15 protein-coding genes are annotated in these 14679 nt (G+C 59.8%); 4 read left to right on the forward strand and 11 right to left on the reverse strand.

Annotated elements, in window-relative coordinates; genetic code table 11:
* Positions 1-36 precede the first annotated feature (36 nt).
* The 3 genes from FQ185_RS12250 to FQ185_RS12260 form a co-directional block, all read right to left on the reverse strand.
* Positions 37-657 (reverse strand): 2-dehydro-3-deoxy-6-phosphogalactonate aldolase, encoded by a 621-nt coding sequence (locus FQ185_RS12250; protein ID WP_095132093.1) that lies wholly within the window; start codon positions 655-657, stop codon positions 37-39.
* Between the two features lie 19 nt (positions 658-676).
* A complete protein-coding gene (locus FQ185_RS12255) occupies positions 677-1669 on the reverse strand; it encodes a 2-dehydro-3-deoxygalactonokinase (protein ID WP_149417665.1) in 993 nt (330 codons plus the stop codon).
* Positions 1670-1866: 197 nt separating this feature from the next.
* Entirely contained in the window at positions 1867-2349 is a 483-nt protein-coding gene (locus FQ185_RS12260) for a GNAT family N-acetyltransferase (protein ID WP_149417666.1), read from the reverse strand.
* A gap of 133 nt (positions 2350-2482) precedes the next feature.
* Between FQ185_RS12260 and FQ185_RS12265 the strand changes: the two genes are divergently transcribed.
* From FQ185_RS12265 to FQ185_RS12280, 4 genes are all read left to right on the forward strand, one after another.
* Complete coding sequence (locus FQ185_RS12265) at positions 2483-3136, forward strand: HD domain-containing protein (protein ID WP_149417667.1); 654 nt, start codon at positions 2483-2485, stop codon at positions 3134-3136.
* A gap of 112 nt (positions 3137-3248) precedes the next feature.
* Positions 3249-4454 carry an MFS transporter gene (locus FQ185_RS12270; RefSeq protein ID WP_149417668.1) on the forward strand — a complete coding sequence of 402 codons (1206 nt, stop codon included), beginning with the start codon at positions 3249-3251 and terminating at the stop codon, positions 4452-4454.
* A 101-nt stretch (positions 4455-4555) separates the two neighbouring features.
* On the forward strand, positions 4556-4810 hold the full coding sequence (locus FQ185_RS12275; protein ID WP_149417669.1) for a hypothetical protein: 255 nt from the start codon (positions 4556-4558) through the stop codon (positions 4808-4810).
* Between the two features lie 73 nt (positions 4811-4883).
* Positions 4884-5264, forward strand: coding sequence for a Rho termination factor N-terminal domain-containing protein (locus FQ185_RS12280; protein ID WP_149417670.1), 381 nt, complete (start codon positions 4884-4886; stop codon positions 5262-5264).
* A gap of 128 nt (positions 5265-5392) precedes the next feature.
* On the opposite strand, the gene FQ185_RS12285 is transcribed toward FQ185_RS12280, so the two are convergent.
* The 8 genes from FQ185_RS12285 to FQ185_RS12320 all read right to left on the reverse strand — a co-directional run bounded on the left by FQ185_RS12285 (position 5393) and on the right by FQ185_RS12320 (position 14530).
* Complete coding sequence (locus FQ185_RS12285) at positions 5393-6322, reverse strand: PfkB family carbohydrate kinase (RefSeq protein WP_149417671.1); 930 nt, start codon at positions 6320-6322, stop codon at positions 5393-5395.
* On the reverse strand, positions 6315-7781 hold the full coding sequence (locus FQ185_RS12290; protein WP_149417672.1) for a cytosine permease: 1467 nt from the start codon (positions 7779-7781) through the stop codon (positions 6315-6317). Before FQ185_RS12290 ends, FQ185_RS12285 begins: the two co-directional genes overlap by 8 nt.
* 215 nt (positions 7782-7996) lie before the next feature.
* Complete coding sequence (locus FQ185_RS12295) at positions 7997-8995, reverse strand: ADP-ribosylglycohydrolase family protein (protein ID WP_149417673.1); 999 nt, start codon at positions 8993-8995, stop codon at positions 7997-7999.
* Positions 8992-9705 (reverse strand): GntR family transcriptional regulator, encoded by a 714-nt coding sequence (locus FQ185_RS12300; RefSeq protein ID WP_149417674.1) that lies wholly within the window; start codon positions 9703-9705, stop codon positions 8992-8994. The genes FQ185_RS12295 and FQ185_RS12300 overlap by 4 nt, the downstream gene beginning before the upstream one ends.
* Before the next feature lie 286 nt (positions 9706-9991).
* Entirely contained in the window at positions 9992-10960 is a 969-nt protein-coding gene (gene araH, locus FQ185_RS12305) for an L-arabinose ABC transporter permease AraH (protein ID WP_149417675.1), read from the reverse strand.
* A 12-nt stretch (positions 10961-10972) separates the two neighbouring features.
* On the reverse strand, positions 10973-12517 hold the full coding sequence (gene araG, locus FQ185_RS12310; protein ID WP_149417676.1) for an L-arabinose ABC transporter ATP-binding protein AraG: 1545 nt from the start codon (positions 12515-12517) through the stop codon (positions 10973-10975).
* A gap of 66 nt (positions 12518-12583) precedes the next feature.
* On the reverse strand, positions 12584-13588 hold the full coding sequence (locus FQ185_RS12315; RefSeq protein ID WP_149417677.1) for a substrate-binding domain-containing protein: 1005 nt from the start codon (positions 13586-13588) through the stop codon (positions 12584-12586).
* 123 nt (positions 13589-13711) lie between these two features.
* Positions 13712-14530, reverse strand: coding sequence for an SDR family oxidoreductase (locus tag FQ185_RS12320; protein ID WP_149417678.1), 819 nt, complete (start codon positions 14528-14530; stop codon positions 13712-13714).
* Positions 14531-14679 lie beyond the last annotated feature (149 nt).

Raw genomic sequence — 14679 nt, forward strand, 5'->3', positions numbered from 1 at the left:
CTTGTTAGATGCAGCGCGCTCGGCGCCAAAAAAGTCTTAACGCAGAGCGTTCCATGCAGCGACATACGCCTTGGCGTTCACTGCCACTTCTTCAGGTGTCATACCCGGTTTGAACAACCCGGAACCCAGTCCGAATCCTTTGACGCCCGCGTCGATAAACACCTGCATGTTGTCCGGCGTGATCCCTCCGACCGGCGCCAGAATGGTTCCGGCCGGCAATACTGCAAGCCAGGCTTTTACGACGGCGGGGCCCATCTGCTCGGCCGGGAACATCTTCAGCACATCAGCGCCCTCGGCCAATGCGGCAAAGGCTTCGGTCGGCGTCGCTACACCCGGCGACAAGAACAACCCCGCCGCTTTCGCTGCACGCAACACCTTGGCATCGCTGTGCGGCATGACGATCACCTGACCGCCCGCCGCTTTCACTTGCTCAACCTGCTCGGGCGTCAACACGGTGCCCGCGCCGATCAGGCAATCGGCGGGCAAGGTACTGCGCAGGATGCGGATACTTTCGTACGGCTCAGGGGAATTGAGCGGCACTTCGATGACGCGAAATCCGGCGGCGTAAAGGACTTCGCCGATGGCTGCCGCTTCTTGCGGGCGCAGGCCACGCAGGATCGCGATCAGTCCGTTTTGCGCGAGTGCTTGTTTGAGCATGTCAGACCTCCAGTCAGGTTTAACGGGATGGATTAGGTTTGATCAGGCCGGCGGCAACCGCCAACTGCCACAAGCCGCGTTCTGTGGCCTGTTCGGCCAGGGTCACCCGAGCAAAACCACAGGCGTCGAGCGCCCGGCTGTAGCGGACACAGAGTTGGGTATTACCGATGAGGATGATCGAAGGCAGATGAACGCTGTTGCGTCGGCGGCGCTGAACGCTCGCCAACGCTGACAGTTCATGGCCGATCAACAGACCGGACAAGTAATCGGGTTGAGCGGTGGCGCTCAGTTCGCCGGTCAGCCCGAGGCTGCGGGCACTGAACAGCGTCGATAGCGGGCCGATTTCACCGTCCGCCGACAGGGCCACTTGCACACCACGATCAAAGGCTTCGCCATCGAACGACGCACCCTTTTGCTGGGTGCGCCCCAGAATGCTGTGTTCGCTGAGCACGGCGAAGACTTCACCGGTCATGAAGGTATCGAACTGCACAATGCAGCCGTCGGCCACTTCCACCCATTTCGAATGACTGCCCGGCAGGCCGATCAACAGATCACCACCCGCCTCGGCCGGTAGATTCTGCAGCACGCCGAGCACTTGGGTTTCTTCGCCGCGCATCACGTTCGGCAAACGAGACCGCTGAATCACACCCGGCACGATGTGCACATCGACACCGCGAAGACTACGAACCGTTTGTAGGGAAGTTCCGAGATTGGCGACATTCGCCGGCGTATCGCGGTAAGCCGCTTCACGCCAACCTTGTGCGCTGCCGACCATGCCGCAAGCAATCACCGGCAAATCAGGTTGCGCATCGAGCCAATCACCGCAGGCCTCGTCAAAGGCCAGTTCAAAACCGTCGGCGCATTCCTGGCCGTTGATGATTCGCGGCGTTTTGGGCAGCTGCATGATCCCCGACGACAGCGAACGCTGTTCGAGCACCTGGCCACCTGCGGCGAGTTTGTAAGCACGTAATGAGGTTGTCCCCCAATCGAGCGCGATCAATTGCGCCAGCATCGTTCACCTGTTTTGTTTATTGGCAGTGAGTGAGCTGGACTATAAACCCGGACGCGCCTAAATCTCAATATATAAATATCACTCCCATATATTGGGATAAAAGTTTCAGAACCAAAAAAAAGACCACTACCTTCGGCAGCTCCCGGATTAGCGGTAGATGCTGACGAAGGTTGCGGTCTTTACAGGCGTGACTGGAATCAATTGCCCTCTGCAAACTCCCTCAACACCGCCCCATCCATCCGATACCGAACCCACTCTTCCTGCGGCTGCGCGCCCAACGACTTGTAGAACTCGATCGCCGGTTTGTTCCAGTCCAGCACGCTCCACTCGAAGCGTCCGCAATCATTGGCGCAGGCGATTTTTGCCAGGTGGCGCAACAAGGTTTTGCCCGCTCCGCCGCCGCGTTGTTCGGGGGTGATGTAAAGGTCTTCGAGGTACAGGCAGTTGCTGCCCAGCCACGTGGAATAACTGAAGAAGAACACCGCGAAGCCGATCGGCGAGCCGTCGCGCAGGCAGATCAAACCGTGGGCGGTGGCGCCTTCACTGAACAGGCTGCGCTCGATGTCGGCGACGCTGGCGATGACTTCGTGGCGGGCACGCTCGTAATCGGCCAGTTCAGTGATGAACCCAAGGATTTGCGGTGCATCGCTCGGGGTCGCCGGGCGGATCTCGATCGTCATGGACGTGCCTTCGTCAAAAGTGGAAAACGCCATACTAAGTCGGCGAGCGGCGCTCGTCACACTGGAAATTCAAAGCTGATCCATGGAGCATGTGTAGCCGCTGTGAAAGGCGATTTCACTCAACAGGATGTTTATGAACACTGATACTTTCGCGCCACTGCAACTCCTCGCTGCGCAACTGCTGCCCCACGCGCTGGAACCGTCGGAAGATGGCGCCCATGATCTGTCGCACTTACAGCGGGTCTGGCACAACGTGCGTACGCTTCACGCAGAAGAAGGTGGCGATCTTGAGGTGCTGCTCGCGGCCGTGCTTTTGCATGATTGCATGGCGGTAGAGAAGAACTCGCCGTTGCGTTCTCAGGCGTCACGGCTGGCTGCCGAGAAGGCATCGAAATTGTTGGCGAACATGGCCTGGCCAGACGCAAAAGTCAGCGCGGTTGCCCATGCCATCGAAGCGCACAGTTTTTCCGCCAACATCACGCCAACCACGCTCGAAGCGAAAATCATGCAGGACGCCGACCGCCTCGATTCCCTCGGCATGCTCGGTGTCGCGCGGACTTTTTACATCGCCGGACGTATGGGCAGCGCGTTGTACGACCCGCAAGATCCTGAGGCGAAGGCACGGGAATACGATGACAAACGTTTTTGTCTCGACCATTTCCAGACCAAACTGCTGCACCTGGCGGATGGATTCCAGACGACCACCGGCCAGCGTCTGGCGCAGACTCGCCACGAACGGTTGAAGGGTTTCATGGAGCTGTTCAAGGAAGAAATCGGCGTCTGCTAAACGCTTTACTCCGGCTAACACTAACCCTGAAATCGATAACCTCAGACCTAACATCGACGCCGTGCGTGATAGATAGATGAAGCTCTCTTCTATCGGGTCAAGGAACCGCGTCATGCCTAGCGCAACACCCCAAATCTCAAGCAGGTTGTTCGGTCTGTTTTGCCTGGCCAGCTATTTGCTGTCGCTGTCTTATGGCTCGACCTTTTTGCTGGCGCTGTTGATCGGTTCCCGCGGCGGTAATGAGCACGATGCCGGCAGTGTGATTTCGGCGGCGATGCTCAGTACGTTTGCAGCGGTGATCGTCTCCGGGCACTTATCCGATTTGCTCGGCGCGGCGCGCTCGATTGCGCTGTTCGGCGTCTTGCTGGTGGCCGCCAGCCTGGGCTTCGCCTTGGCGCCAGGCTTCGGCTATTTGCTGTTGTTTTTCGGGCTATTGCTGGGGCTGGGTTGGGGCGTGTTCTACACCCTCGGGCCGATCATCGTGGCGAGTCTGGTAACGCCTGCCCAACGCGCGAAATACTTTGCGCTGTTGTCGGGCAGCATGATGACCGGGATCGGCAGCGGTCCCTTGTTAGGCCGCGCGGCCAGTGCCCTCGGCTATCCGATCACCGCGGCGTTTTACCTCGCGGCGCTGGCCAGCCTGATCGGCGTGTTGCTGTTCTGGCGGCTGGATTCGCAGCTGAAAAAAGCGCCGGCCCACTCGGCAGCGGTGTCGCGAATTTCCTGGCGTGCAGCGGCGCAAGTGCTGTCGTCCAGAGCGGTGTTTGCGATCATCATGGTCGGGCTTGGCGGTTGCGTTTTCGGCGGTCTGTCGAGTTTTCAAACCAGCTACGCGGCGGCGCGTTCACTCGACTATTCATTGTTCTTCCTCGGTTTCATGAGCGCAGCGATCAGCAGCCGCATGCTGATCGCCGGTTTCGTGGTCAAGCGCGATCCGTTCCGGGCGTCCTGCCTGCTGTCGGGTTTGATGATGGGCTCGATCCTGATGTTCGGGTTTGTCGTCGACGACGGGTTCAGCTACGTGCTGGCGGCGGTGATGCTCGGGGTCGGTTACGGGCTGACTTATTCGGTGATCAATGGCCTGGCGGCCAACGAGGCGCCAAACGGCACCACCGCGCAATCCTTGCTGCTGTTCAGCCTGTCCTACTTTATCGGCGTGTTTGGCTTTCCGTTGCTGGCCGGGAAAATCATCGTGGAACAGGGGATGGCGACGCTGTTACTCACGGTGTTGGCGGTTGCTGTACTGAACTGGCTGATCAGCGTCGGCCGGCTGATCTGGCGCCGAGCCGTTACCAACAAAACGTTGCAGCAGGTCTAGACCGTTCGTCGTTCATCAGGCACCAATCCAAATCGGGGGCGGACCAACCCAGATAAGGACTCCAATTAAATGGACCTATCCACATCCATGAAGAGGTAAGCATGAACGTCGATAAAAACCTTGAGCAAGAAGTCCTGACCCGTCTGTTGCATGCCCATCCAAGCGGTTTGGGTAAAGAGGTTCTGGACAATTACCGGGGGGAGAAATTCGTGGCCAGCACCCTCGCCACGCTGCAGGATCGCGGATTAATCCAGCATGGTCATGTCATCTGCAACGAGGCCGGTGAGCACTCGTTGAATTTGCCGATCAAACTCAGTGCCGCTGGGGTTGAGGCGGCGCGCAAGCTGGAAGTTTGACCAGACGAATCAGGTCGCAGTCGTGCGCGGCTGTGACCGTTTGAGAGACTCTACAAGCAATAGGAGAAATCCCATGCCTCGTGGAAGCAAAACCAAATACACCGCCGAGCAAAAGCGCAAGGCCGAGCACATCGAAGAAAGCTACGAGCACAAAGGTGTCTCGAAGGACGAGGCCGAAGCCCGTGCCTGGGCGACGGTGAATAAGCAGTCGGGTGGTGGGGAGCGCGCCGGTGGTTCCGGGCGCAAGAAACCGGCCAGCGCCAAGGCAGAGGATCGCAAGGAATCATCCCGCCGCGCGGTGGCCAGTAGTGAGGGTCATTCGCGAAACAGCAAAGCGTCGCGCGACACCCAGACCGTCGATAGTTTGATGAAAGAAGCCCGGGCGAAGAAGATTCCGGGACGCTCGGGCATGCGCAAGCAGGAGTTGATCGAGGCGTTGCGCGGGGCCGGGTAAGGTCAGGATTTTTGTTGAATTTGATGTCCCCATCGCGAGCAGGCTCGCTCCCACAGGGAGTTGTGTTGTTCACAGATCCAGTGTGGGAGCGAGCCTGCTCCGGGCGGCGTTCCGACGATGGCATCAGATCAGGTACCGAATGTCTCGCGGATCAACTCATCCACCTCGGCAATCCCCGGCGAAGTCGCCGGCCCCCAACGAGTGACCGCCAACGCCGCAGCCGCATTAGCCCGCCGCGCAGCTTCAAACGGTACCAACCCGTGTGCCAAACCAGCCACGAACACGCCAGCATGCGCATCTCCTGCGCCATTGCTGTCCACCGCCTCGACCTTGAAGCCCGGCACATGTTGGCGGTTTTCACGCTGGCTGATCCAGCACCCTTGCGGACCATCGCGAATCACCATCAACACGTCGGCCGGCAGATGATCGATCAGCCGATTCAATGCCTCGGCAATGTCCGGCGCACCGGTAAACCGCAACGCTTCGACGCTGTTGCTGGTCCATAGATCAATGCGCGCCAGCAAGGCCTTCATCAGCGGCTCATCCGGCGAATCCACGAGAGGGCCGGGATCGAAAACCACCTTGATGTCGGTCGGCAAATCCAGCACCCAATCCACCAACGCCCAGGCCTTGCCGCCATGCAACAGGCTGTAGCCGCTGACGTAGACATAGTCACCCGCCTCGACTGGCACGCTTGCCAGGTCTTCGGCAGTCAACTCGCCCTCGGCGCCAATGTAGGAAATGAAACTGCGCTCGGCCGACGCTTCAGTCACCGCGACGCATAGCCCGGTATCGCGTTCGGCACTGTGGGCGATGCCGGTCCGGATACCTTCCACCTTCATTGCCTCTCGGGCCAGATCGCCGAAGCGGCCGGTGCCATGGCGTCCGAGGTAAACCACCGGCAAGCCATTGCGCTGTGCGGCAGCCATCACATTGAATCCACCGCCCGCCTCGAAACTGGCGGACTGCGCCAACACGTCACCGCCCGACTGAGGCAGTTTATCCACGGCCATGACCAGATCGATCATGACCTGGCCGGTGTGCAGCAATCTAGGCATGAGCACGCTCGTTTATCGCGGCGCGGCGATCTTTCGCCCCGCCGAGTACAAAGTAAATCCCGCCAGCCACCAGGAACGTCACGATCCAGCCCAGGCCGTTGTGGCCCAGCCACGAGTCGGACAGGAAGCCGCGGAACCAGACGGTTTGTTCGGTGGTGCCAATGGTGGTGAAACTGAAGCCCAGCACAATCGCCACCGCCCACGCACCGAACGCGCGCCATTCGACGCCGCCGCGATACCAATAGGCGCTGCTCGGGCTGACGTCCAGCAGGTCCTTGGGGCTGTAGTAGTGACGATGAATCAGGTCGACCACGAAGATCCCGACCCACGCAGTGATCGGCACCGCCAGCAGGGAAATGAAGGTAATGAACGGACCGTAGAAGCTGTCGGCGATCAGCATGAAGTAGATCGAACCAGCGAAGATCGCGACGATGTCCACCACCACGGCGTAGACGCGTTTGACCTTCAGGCCCAGGGTCAGCGTGGTCAGGCCGGCGGAGTACACCGACAGGTTGTTCGACAGCAGCAAGCCACCGAACGCAGTGATCAGGTATGGCACCGCCATCCAGGTCGGCAGCATGTCGCGGATCGCGATGATCGGGTCAGTGGCCGAGGCCAGGTCATTGTTGCCCACCGACAGCAAGCCGCCGAGGGTAATCAACAGCACCAGCGGAATCCCCGCGCCGAACGCCGCCGACGCCACCAGGCGCACGGCTTTGACGCTGCGATGCTGATAGCGCGACATGTCCGCACCGGCGTTGGCCCAACCGATCCCGGTGCCGGCGGCCATGGTGCCGACGCCGATGATCATCGCGCTCAGCGGTGCCGGCGTGGCGTTGAATACCGCGCTCCAGTCGATGGTGGCGCAAAGGAAACCGCCGACAAGAATGTTCAGCGCGCCGAACACATAGGTCGCCCACTTCTGGATCACCAGCAATGTTGCATGGCCGAGGCCGGAGACCGACAACGTCAGCAGTACGAAAATCGCGATGAAGACCAAAGTCAGCAGCGGCGCACTTTTCGCTTCCACCGGCGAACCGAACAGGATCGAGCACAGCGACAGCAGTACGAACGCCGCCGTGGTGGTATTGACGGTTTCCCAGCCCAGCCGCGACATCAGCGAAACCAGGGTCGGGCCGATGTTGCCGCGTACACCGAAGATTGCTCGCGAGAGGGTCAGGCTCGGTGCGCGGCCACGACGGCCGGCGATGGAGATGATCCCGACCACCGCGAAGGAACCGGCGGCGCCGAGGATCGCGACGATGATTGCTTGCCAGATCGCCAGGCCTCGAAAAGCTACGAGGGTCGCACCCAGCGGCAGACCGAGGATGGAGATGTTGGCGGCAAACCAGACCCAGAACAGTTGCAACGGATGACCGTTGCACTCCGCTTCCGGCACCGGCTCGATGCCTCGGGTTTCCAGTTGCCCGGCACTTTGCCCGGCGTTTGATGAACTCATGAAAAATGCTCCTGTTGCCATTGTTGTGATTGTGGGCAGTTTCGGAAGTCGACATAACATCCCGGCAGTCCTGGCCGTGTTTGTGCGTTCCGTTGCGGGTTATCAAATCAAGTATGCGGCGCGGCTATCGAGGGCAAGCCCGCTCCCACAGGGGTTTTGGGTCGTTCACAGATCCCAGTGTGGGAGCGGGCTTGCCCGCGATGGCGTCAGCGCAATCAACGCAGGGCGAGTAGTCCTTGTACCAGCGGCTCCAGCTCCAGGCCATTAACGACTTTGACCTTATCGATCATCGCCACCGGCCAACTCTCAAGCCCCAGACAGGCCCCAAGCATTGCGCCGAGAATCGCCGCGATGGTGTCGGTGTCACCGCCAAGGCTCGCCGCCATGCACAGCGCTTCGAAGGCGCTCATTTCGCCGATGGCCACTTGCTGGGCCAGGGCAAACGAAACCACCACCGATTCCTGAGAGGCCACCGAGGTGCCGATCACGTCGTACATCAGGTCCGCCAGCATCATCTTGTCGCTGTCGACGCTGATGGTCCGTGCCCAACTGATGCGCGAGGCAATGCGTCCGCCAGCCACCCAGTGGCCGTGATTTTCAGCTTGCTGAGCGATTTGCTGCCCGAGGTTCAAGGCCTCGCCCAGGTCCATGCCGTTGATCCCGGCCGAGACCACCGCCGCGACCGCCGCTGCACTGGAGATCCCCAGCGTGGTGTTGTGGGTGACCTGACAGGCTTGCACCACGGCGTTGATGAAGCGTTCAGGATTAGTGACATCCGCCGCGATCCCCACCGGAGTGATGCGCATCGCCGCGCCATTGGTGGTGCCGTAGCGCCCCGCTTCTTCCGGTGAATAGCCGGCGAGGATCATCTCGATGGCGCGTTTGGTCGACGGGCCGAGCAAGTCTTGCGAGCCCTTGGCCTGCATCCCGGCTTCCCATTCGATCAGTCGTTGGGCGAGCACCGCTGGTTCGATCCGGCCCTCACCTTCGATCAACAACTGACCGACCAGGATTGCCTGTTCGGTGTCGTCGGTGATCGAGCCCTTGGGCATGTTGGCGGCGATCGGTTGATCCGGTCCGGCGTTTTCCAGATCGATAATCTCGCCGAAGCGCGCCTTGATCTGGGCGCGGCTCAGCGATTGTGTCGGCATGCCCAACGCGTCGCCCAGGGCCAGTCCGTAGAACGCGCCCAGGGCACGATTGAGCACGGTCATTTCGACGTTCCAAATTGCAGGTGCAGGCGAAAGTGCACCGGATCGAGCAGGCTTTCGACCTGTTCCATGAAGCGGTTTTGCCGGTCGTAAGTAGTGCGCAATGCTTTGAGAAACACGGTGCCGACTGGACGACCGAGCAATTCGGCGTCTTCGGCGTTCAAGGGTTCGGCGCCGATCCATTGATCGCCACGCTCACCGATATAGCCGTAGGCGGCCAGGGTGATGGTCAGGGAGTTATCGATCAGGCCGACACGCGGCAGGCTTTCCAGACCTCCGGTGGCGGGCATCAAAGAGCGTTCAAGGGAGACCAGCGTGCCATCGTTGGAACGGCGACGTCGGTCGAGGGTGATGAATTGGTCGGTGCCCAAACGCGACAGCAAGTCAGGACGGGTCACCGCCTCCAGCCGTAGCACTTCGGTATTGATCAGCGCCCCGCTGTCGGCCAGGGCCTGAGCCCAACCGCTACGCTGATCGAGCACCATACCGTCGAAGGTGACGATGGACCCGACACCGCTTTGCGTCGCGATGTAATGGCGCCGTTTCAATTCGGCCAGGGCTTCACGCAGCGTTCCTCGGCTGACTTTGAATTCTTGAGCCAACTGATGCTCGCCCGGCAACAGAAAACCGTCCTCCATGAGGCCGCTTTCGATGCGCCGGATGAGTTCGTCGACCACCCGTTGTTTCTTGTCAAATCGTACCTGTTTAATCATGTACAAAGTGATAACCGAAACGGGGTTGGGCGGGCAAGGGATATTTAGGGGAAGTGACGGGAGGTGGGACGTTCACAGACGTGTGGTGTCAGGTGAATCCACCCCTCACCCCAACCCTCTCCCCAAGGGGTAGAGGGGGCTGACCGAGGTGTCTTAAGCTATCCATCGACCTGAAAGTCCGAGTCGAACTCAGGTTTTAGATGCGACGTAGATCTGCTCCCTTTCCCCCTCTCCCCACTGGGGAGAGGGCTGGGGTGAGGGGTGGCTTTTGAATCCACCCCAAATCTCAACGTTGTTTGAGGCGGTCGATCACCACGGCCAACAGCAAAATCGAACCGCGAATCACATACTGGTAAAACGTATCGATGTTCTTCAGATTCATCGCGTTCTCAATAATCGCCAGAATCAGCACCCCGGCAATCACATGCCGAATCATGCCGATCCCGCCACTCAACGACACGCCGCCCAACACGCACGCCGAGATCACGGTCAATTCAAAGCCCTGGCCAATCATCGGCTGCCCCGAGGTCATGCGCGAAGCCAGAATCACCCCGGCCAACGCCCCGATCACGCCGTGCACGGCGAAGATCATGATCTTGGTTCGATCAACGTTGACCCCGGCCAGCAGCGCCGCTTCCTGGTTGCCGCCGATGGCCATGGTGTTGCGCCCGTAAGTGGTGTAATTCAGCAACCAGCCAAAAAACAGGAAGCAGACGATGGTGATCAGAATCGGCACCGGCACGCCAAACAACTGGCCATTGCCGAAGACGAAGAACTGTTCCTGAGACACGCCCACCGCTTTACCGTTGGCAAAAATATAGGCCAGGCCACGAACGATCTGCATGGTCGCCAACGTGGTGATCAACGCATTGACCCGCAGCTTGGCAATCACAATCCCGTTGATCAACCCGACAATCAACCCCATCACCAACGCAGCACTGACGCCGAGGAACACGCTGTCGGTGTCACGCATCACCACCGCCGCAACCACGCCGGCACAGGCGATCACCGAGCCCACCGACAAGTCGAAGTGCCCGGACGCCAGGCAATACAACATGGTGCAGGCGGCAATCCCGGTGGTCGAAATTGCCAGGCCCAGACCGCGCATGTTCAGTGGTGACAGGAAGTTGTCGATCAGTAAGGTGCAGAGCACGAAGATCCCGACCGCCGCCAGCAGCATCACCCAGTCATCGAGAAAACGCCGCAGGTCCAGGGGTTTGCGCGCAGTCGGCAGAGTTTCGTTTTGGGTTGTCATCATAGTCCCCTCTCAGTTCGCCACGCCGTCAGCGCGTTGGCGCGGCAAAGCCAGTTGCAGCAGGTTGGATTCGTTGGCCTGTTCGCGGCTCAATTCGCCGCGCATCGCGCCTTCACAGAGCACCAGGATGCGATCGGAAATCCCCATGACTTCCATCAGGTCGCTGGACACCACGATCACTGCGATGCCGCTGTCGGCCAGGTTATGGATGATCTGGTAGATCTCGGCTTTCGCGCCGATGTCGATGCCACGGGTGGGCTCGTCCAGCAGCAGCACTTTCATTGGCATCGACAGCCAGCGGCCGAGAATGGCTTTCTGCTGATTGCCGCCGGACAGGTACATGATTTTCTGCGCCGCGTTGGGCGTCTTCACTTTCAGTGCCTTGATCTGCTTGTCGACGTTGCCCCGCTCCCACACGCTGCGCAAGAGGCAGCCGAAAGTCGAATGGGCGCCGCGAGCGCTGATGTTGATGTTCTCTGCGACGCTTGCGAGCGGCATGATTCCCTCCTTCTTGCGGTCCTCCGGGCACAGCAGAATGCCGGCCGCAATCGCATCGCGAGGCGACCGCAGTTTCAGTTCATGACCTCGCAGCTCCAGGCGTCCGGCGGTGTTGCGCACAAGACCGCTGAGCATCCGGAACAGCTCCGTGCGACCGGCACCGACCAAACCGAACAGCCCCAGGATCTCGCCTTTGTGGACCTCGAAACTCACCGGCTCGCGCAAGCCCGGTCCCAGCAAACCGTCGACCTTGAGTGCCACCGCGCCGCGCTGACGAGGGCGGTAATCGTAGATGTCCTGGATGTCACGACCGACCATACAGGTGACCAGTTGATCGTGGGTCAGCTCGCTCATCTGCTCGAACGTGCGCACGTAACGGCCGTCCTTGAACACCGTCACCGCGTTGCAAATGCGGAACACTTCTTCCATGCGATGGGAGACGTACAACACCACTTTGCCCTCGTCACGCAGGCGAGTAATGATCGCCATCAAGCGATCAATCTCCCGAGCCGAGAGGCTGCTGGTGGGTTCGTCGAATGCAATCACATGGGCGCCACGGGACAGCGCCTTGGCGATTTCCACCAGTTGCCGCTGGCCCAGAGAAAGGCGCCCTACTTTCTCTTGCGGATCGATCTCATCGGCCAGGCCCTTGAGGCAGGCCAGCGCTTGCTGACGCAGGGCACTGCGATTGATCAGGCCGAAACTGGCCGGCAGATGACCGAGAAAGAGGTTTTCTGCCACGGTCATTTCCGGGACCAGATGCAGCTCCTGGTGAATAACCGCGACCCGGTTGGCGATGCTGTCGGCGGTCGACTTGAAGACCATCGTCTGCTCGCCGATCTGTAGATCACCGCTGCTGGGCGTATAAGCACCGCCGAGGATTTTCAGCAGCGTGGATTTGCCGGCACCGTTCTCGCCCATCAAGGCGTGGACTTGCCCCGGGTGGGCGACGAAGCTGATGCCGTCCAGCGCCTTCACCCCGGGAAAGGTCTTGCCGATCTCGTTGAAGCGCAAGCTGCCGCCGACGCTCTGTTGTTGTGTCTGTACTTGCGCGTGCATAAAACCACCTCATCACACAGATCAGGCAGCCCCGTCACCAGGGCCACCGATGAAATCAACCGACCCTCAGTTCCACAGGCCGATCTTTTCCAGTTCCTGCTTGAAGTTCTCGCGAGTGATCAACGTCACGTCGTCCATCGCGGTGTATTTCGGTGGCTCTTTGCCGGTGGTGACCCACTCGTACATCATCACCGCGGTGTTGTAGCCTTCGATGTGCGGGCTTGGCAACATCGAGCCGAAGAAGCCGCTGTTGGGCTTTTTCAGTTCGCCGATGGCGTCGGTGCCGTTGATACCGATGCCGATCACGTTAGCCGCCGTAAACCCGGCGCTTTCGGTGGCGCGCACGCCGCCCAGCACGGTGTTGTCGTTCATGCCGCCGATGATCAGGTTTTTCGCACCGCTGGGCAGTTTCACCAACGCCGAGTTGGTGGCGTCCATGCTGCCCGGTACGTCGAGGGTTTTCTGCGCGGTGAAGAGGATATGGTCTTTCGGGAAGCCCGCATCTTCCAGAGCCTTGGCCGAACCGTCGGTGCGTTTCTTGCCAGTGTCTAGCTCGTTGAAGGTGTTGATCACCGCGTAGGTTTCTTTCCAGTCCCAGCCGCGTTTCTTCGCTTCGGCGGCCATGGCATTGCCCTGTTTCTGACCGACTTCAAACGCGGCCATGCCGAGGTAAGGCACGTCTTCCATGAATTTGCCGTTGGCATCGACAAAACGGTCATCGACGGCAATCACTTTCAAGCCGTTGGCCTTGGCCTTGGCCACGATGGCAGGGCCGAGGCCGACGTCCGGCGGGCAAATCACGAAACCCTTCGCGCCGTTGGCGGCAAGGCTGTCGATGGCCGAGAGGGTTTTCTCGCCGTCAGGCACAGCAATTTTAATGACGGTGAAGCCCTTCTCTTTCCCGGCCTTTTCGGCGAACGCCCATTCGGTCTGGAACCAGGGCTCTTCCGCTTGCTTGACCAGAAAACCGATCTTCACTTCCTCGGCCGCCAGCAATGTACTGCTCAGGCTGACCGCGGTGACCGCCAAAGCGGCACAGCATAGGGAACGGATTGCACGACGACGATTCATAAGCTGACTCCTTGTTATTTTTTTTGAGCGTTATTTTGAAAGCCAATCAAACGGTGCTGCCAATAGTCATATCGTATGATGATTGGGTTTCAGGCGTAGTCCCGCGCCTGAAACCCTGATTGCTCAGTCGTGGTACATGACCGAGCGACCGCCATCGATGGTGATGCACGAAGCATTGATGAACGTCGCTTCATCGCTGGCCAGGAAAACGGCGGTCATGGCCACTTCGATTGGCTGGCCGATGCGGCGCGGTGGATGCAGGTCGAAAGCGCGCTGACGCTCGGCGTGGGGGTCGGCAAAACCGTTCCAGTAATCGACGTTCAGCTGGGTTTCGATATAGCCCGGTGCGATGGCGTTGACGCGAATGCCCTTCGGTGCGTATTCGATGCCCAGCGCGCGGGTCAGGCCGAGCAAGCCGTGTTTGGCCACGGGGTATGGGAAGCAACCAGGAATGATGTGAGTGGAATGGGTCGAGGCGATGTTGATGATGCTGCCGATGCCCTGCTCGATCATCTGTGGCAACACCGCTTTGCAACCGAACCAGGCACCGTCCAGGTCGATGGCGAAGCAGCGGCGCCAGTCTTCTTCAGTCATTTGCAGCGGGTCGCGGAACACATTGACCCCGGCACAATTGACCAGCACGTCGATCCGGCCGTGCAGCTCGATCGCCAGTCGGGCCATGGCGTGCAGATCCTGCTGGCTGGAAACGTCAGCCTTGATCGCTTGAACATCAAAGCCTTTGTCCCGCCATTGGGCCGCGAGGTTTTCGACTTTCTCGCCCTGGATATCGCTGATGATCAGCCTGGCCTGTTGGGACGCGAAGGTGGCGACGATTGCCTCGCCGATGCCCTGCGCGGCGCCGGTCAGCAATACGACCTTGTTCTTCAGGCGTTCGCCCACGGGCGGCTCGGGCACTGGAGGCAAGGAAAGAGCTTCAGCCATGGATCAAGACTCCATTTCGAACGCACGACAAAAACCGGGTATCTGTCGATGTCCGGTCAAAAGGCTCTGTAGAAAATCGCTGCATCACTTCACCTGTTTTGTTTTTTTAAGTGTGAGTGCGTGTATCTGATGGAGCCGACTATAAACCC

It is taken from the genome of Pseudomonas sp. ANT_H12B (assembly GCF_008369325.1).
Classification (GTDB): Bacteria; Pseudomonadota; Gammaproteobacteria; order Pseudomonadales; family Pseudomonadaceae; genus Aquipseudomonas.

What these genes read in the sequence shown, in the direction of transcription:
- araG (WP_149417676.1), bottom strand. Translation starts at nt 12,517, where the DNA reads ATGCACGCGCAAGTACAGACACAACAACAGAGCGTCGGCGGCAGCTTG.
- FQ185_RS12285 (WP_149417671.1), bottom strand. Translation starts at nt 6,322, where the DNA reads ATGCCTAGATTGCTGCACACCGGCCAGGTCATGATCGATCTGGTCATG.
- FQ185_RS12300 (WP_149417674.1), bottom strand. Translation starts at nt 9,705, where the DNA reads ATGATTAAACAGGTACGATTTGACAAGAAACAACGGGTGGTCGACGAA.
- FQ185_RS12320 (WP_149417678.1), bottom strand. Translation starts at nt 14,530, where the DNA reads ATGGCTGAAGCTCTTTCCTTGCCTCCAGTGCCCGAGCCGCCCGTGGGC.
- FQ185_RS12280 (WP_149417670.1), top strand. Translation starts at nt 4,884, where the DNA reads ATGCCTCGTGGAAGCAAAACCAAATACACCGCCGAGCAAAAGCGCAAG.
- FQ185_RS12290 (WP_149417672.1), bottom strand. Translation starts at nt 7,781, where the DNA reads ATGAGTTCATCAAACGCCGGGCAAAGTGCCGGGCAACTGGAAACCCGA.
- FQ185_RS12260 (WP_149417666.1), bottom strand. Translation starts at nt 2,349, where the DNA reads ATGACGATCGAGATCCGCCCGGCGACCCCGAGCGATGCACCGCAAATC.
- FQ185_RS12270 (WP_149417668.1), top strand. Translation starts at nt 3,249, where the DNA reads ATGCCTAGCGCAACACCCCAAATCTCAAGCAGGTTGTTCGGTCTGTTT.
- FQ185_RS12315 (WP_149417677.1), bottom strand. Translation starts at nt 13,588, where the DNA reads ATGAATCGTCGTCGTGCAATCCGTTCCCTATGCTGTGCCGCTTTGGCG.
- FQ185_RS12255 (WP_149417665.1), bottom strand. Translation starts at nt 1,669, where the DNA reads ATGCTGGCGCAATTGATCGCGCTCGATTGGGGGACAACCTCATTACGT.
- FQ185_RS12250 (WP_095132093.1), bottom strand. Translation starts at nt 657, where the DNA reads ATGCTCAAACAAGCACTCGCGCAAAACGGACTGATCGCGATCCTGCGT.
- FQ185_RS12275 (WP_149417669.1), top strand. Translation starts at nt 4,556, where the DNA reads ATGAACGTCGATAAAAACCTTGAGCAAGAAGTCCTGACCCGTCTGTTG.
- FQ185_RS12265 (WP_149417667.1), top strand. Translation starts at nt 2,483, where the DNA reads ATGAACACTGATACTTTCGCGCCACTGCAACTCCTCGCTGCGCAACTG.
- FQ185_RS12295 (WP_149417673.1), bottom strand. Translation starts at nt 8,995, where the DNA reads ATGACCGTGCTCAATCGTGCCCTGGGCGCGTTCTACGGACTGGCCCTG.
- araH (WP_149417675.1), bottom strand. Translation starts at nt 10,960, where the DNA reads ATGACAACCCAAAACGAAACTCTGCCGACTGCGCGCAAACCCCTGGAC.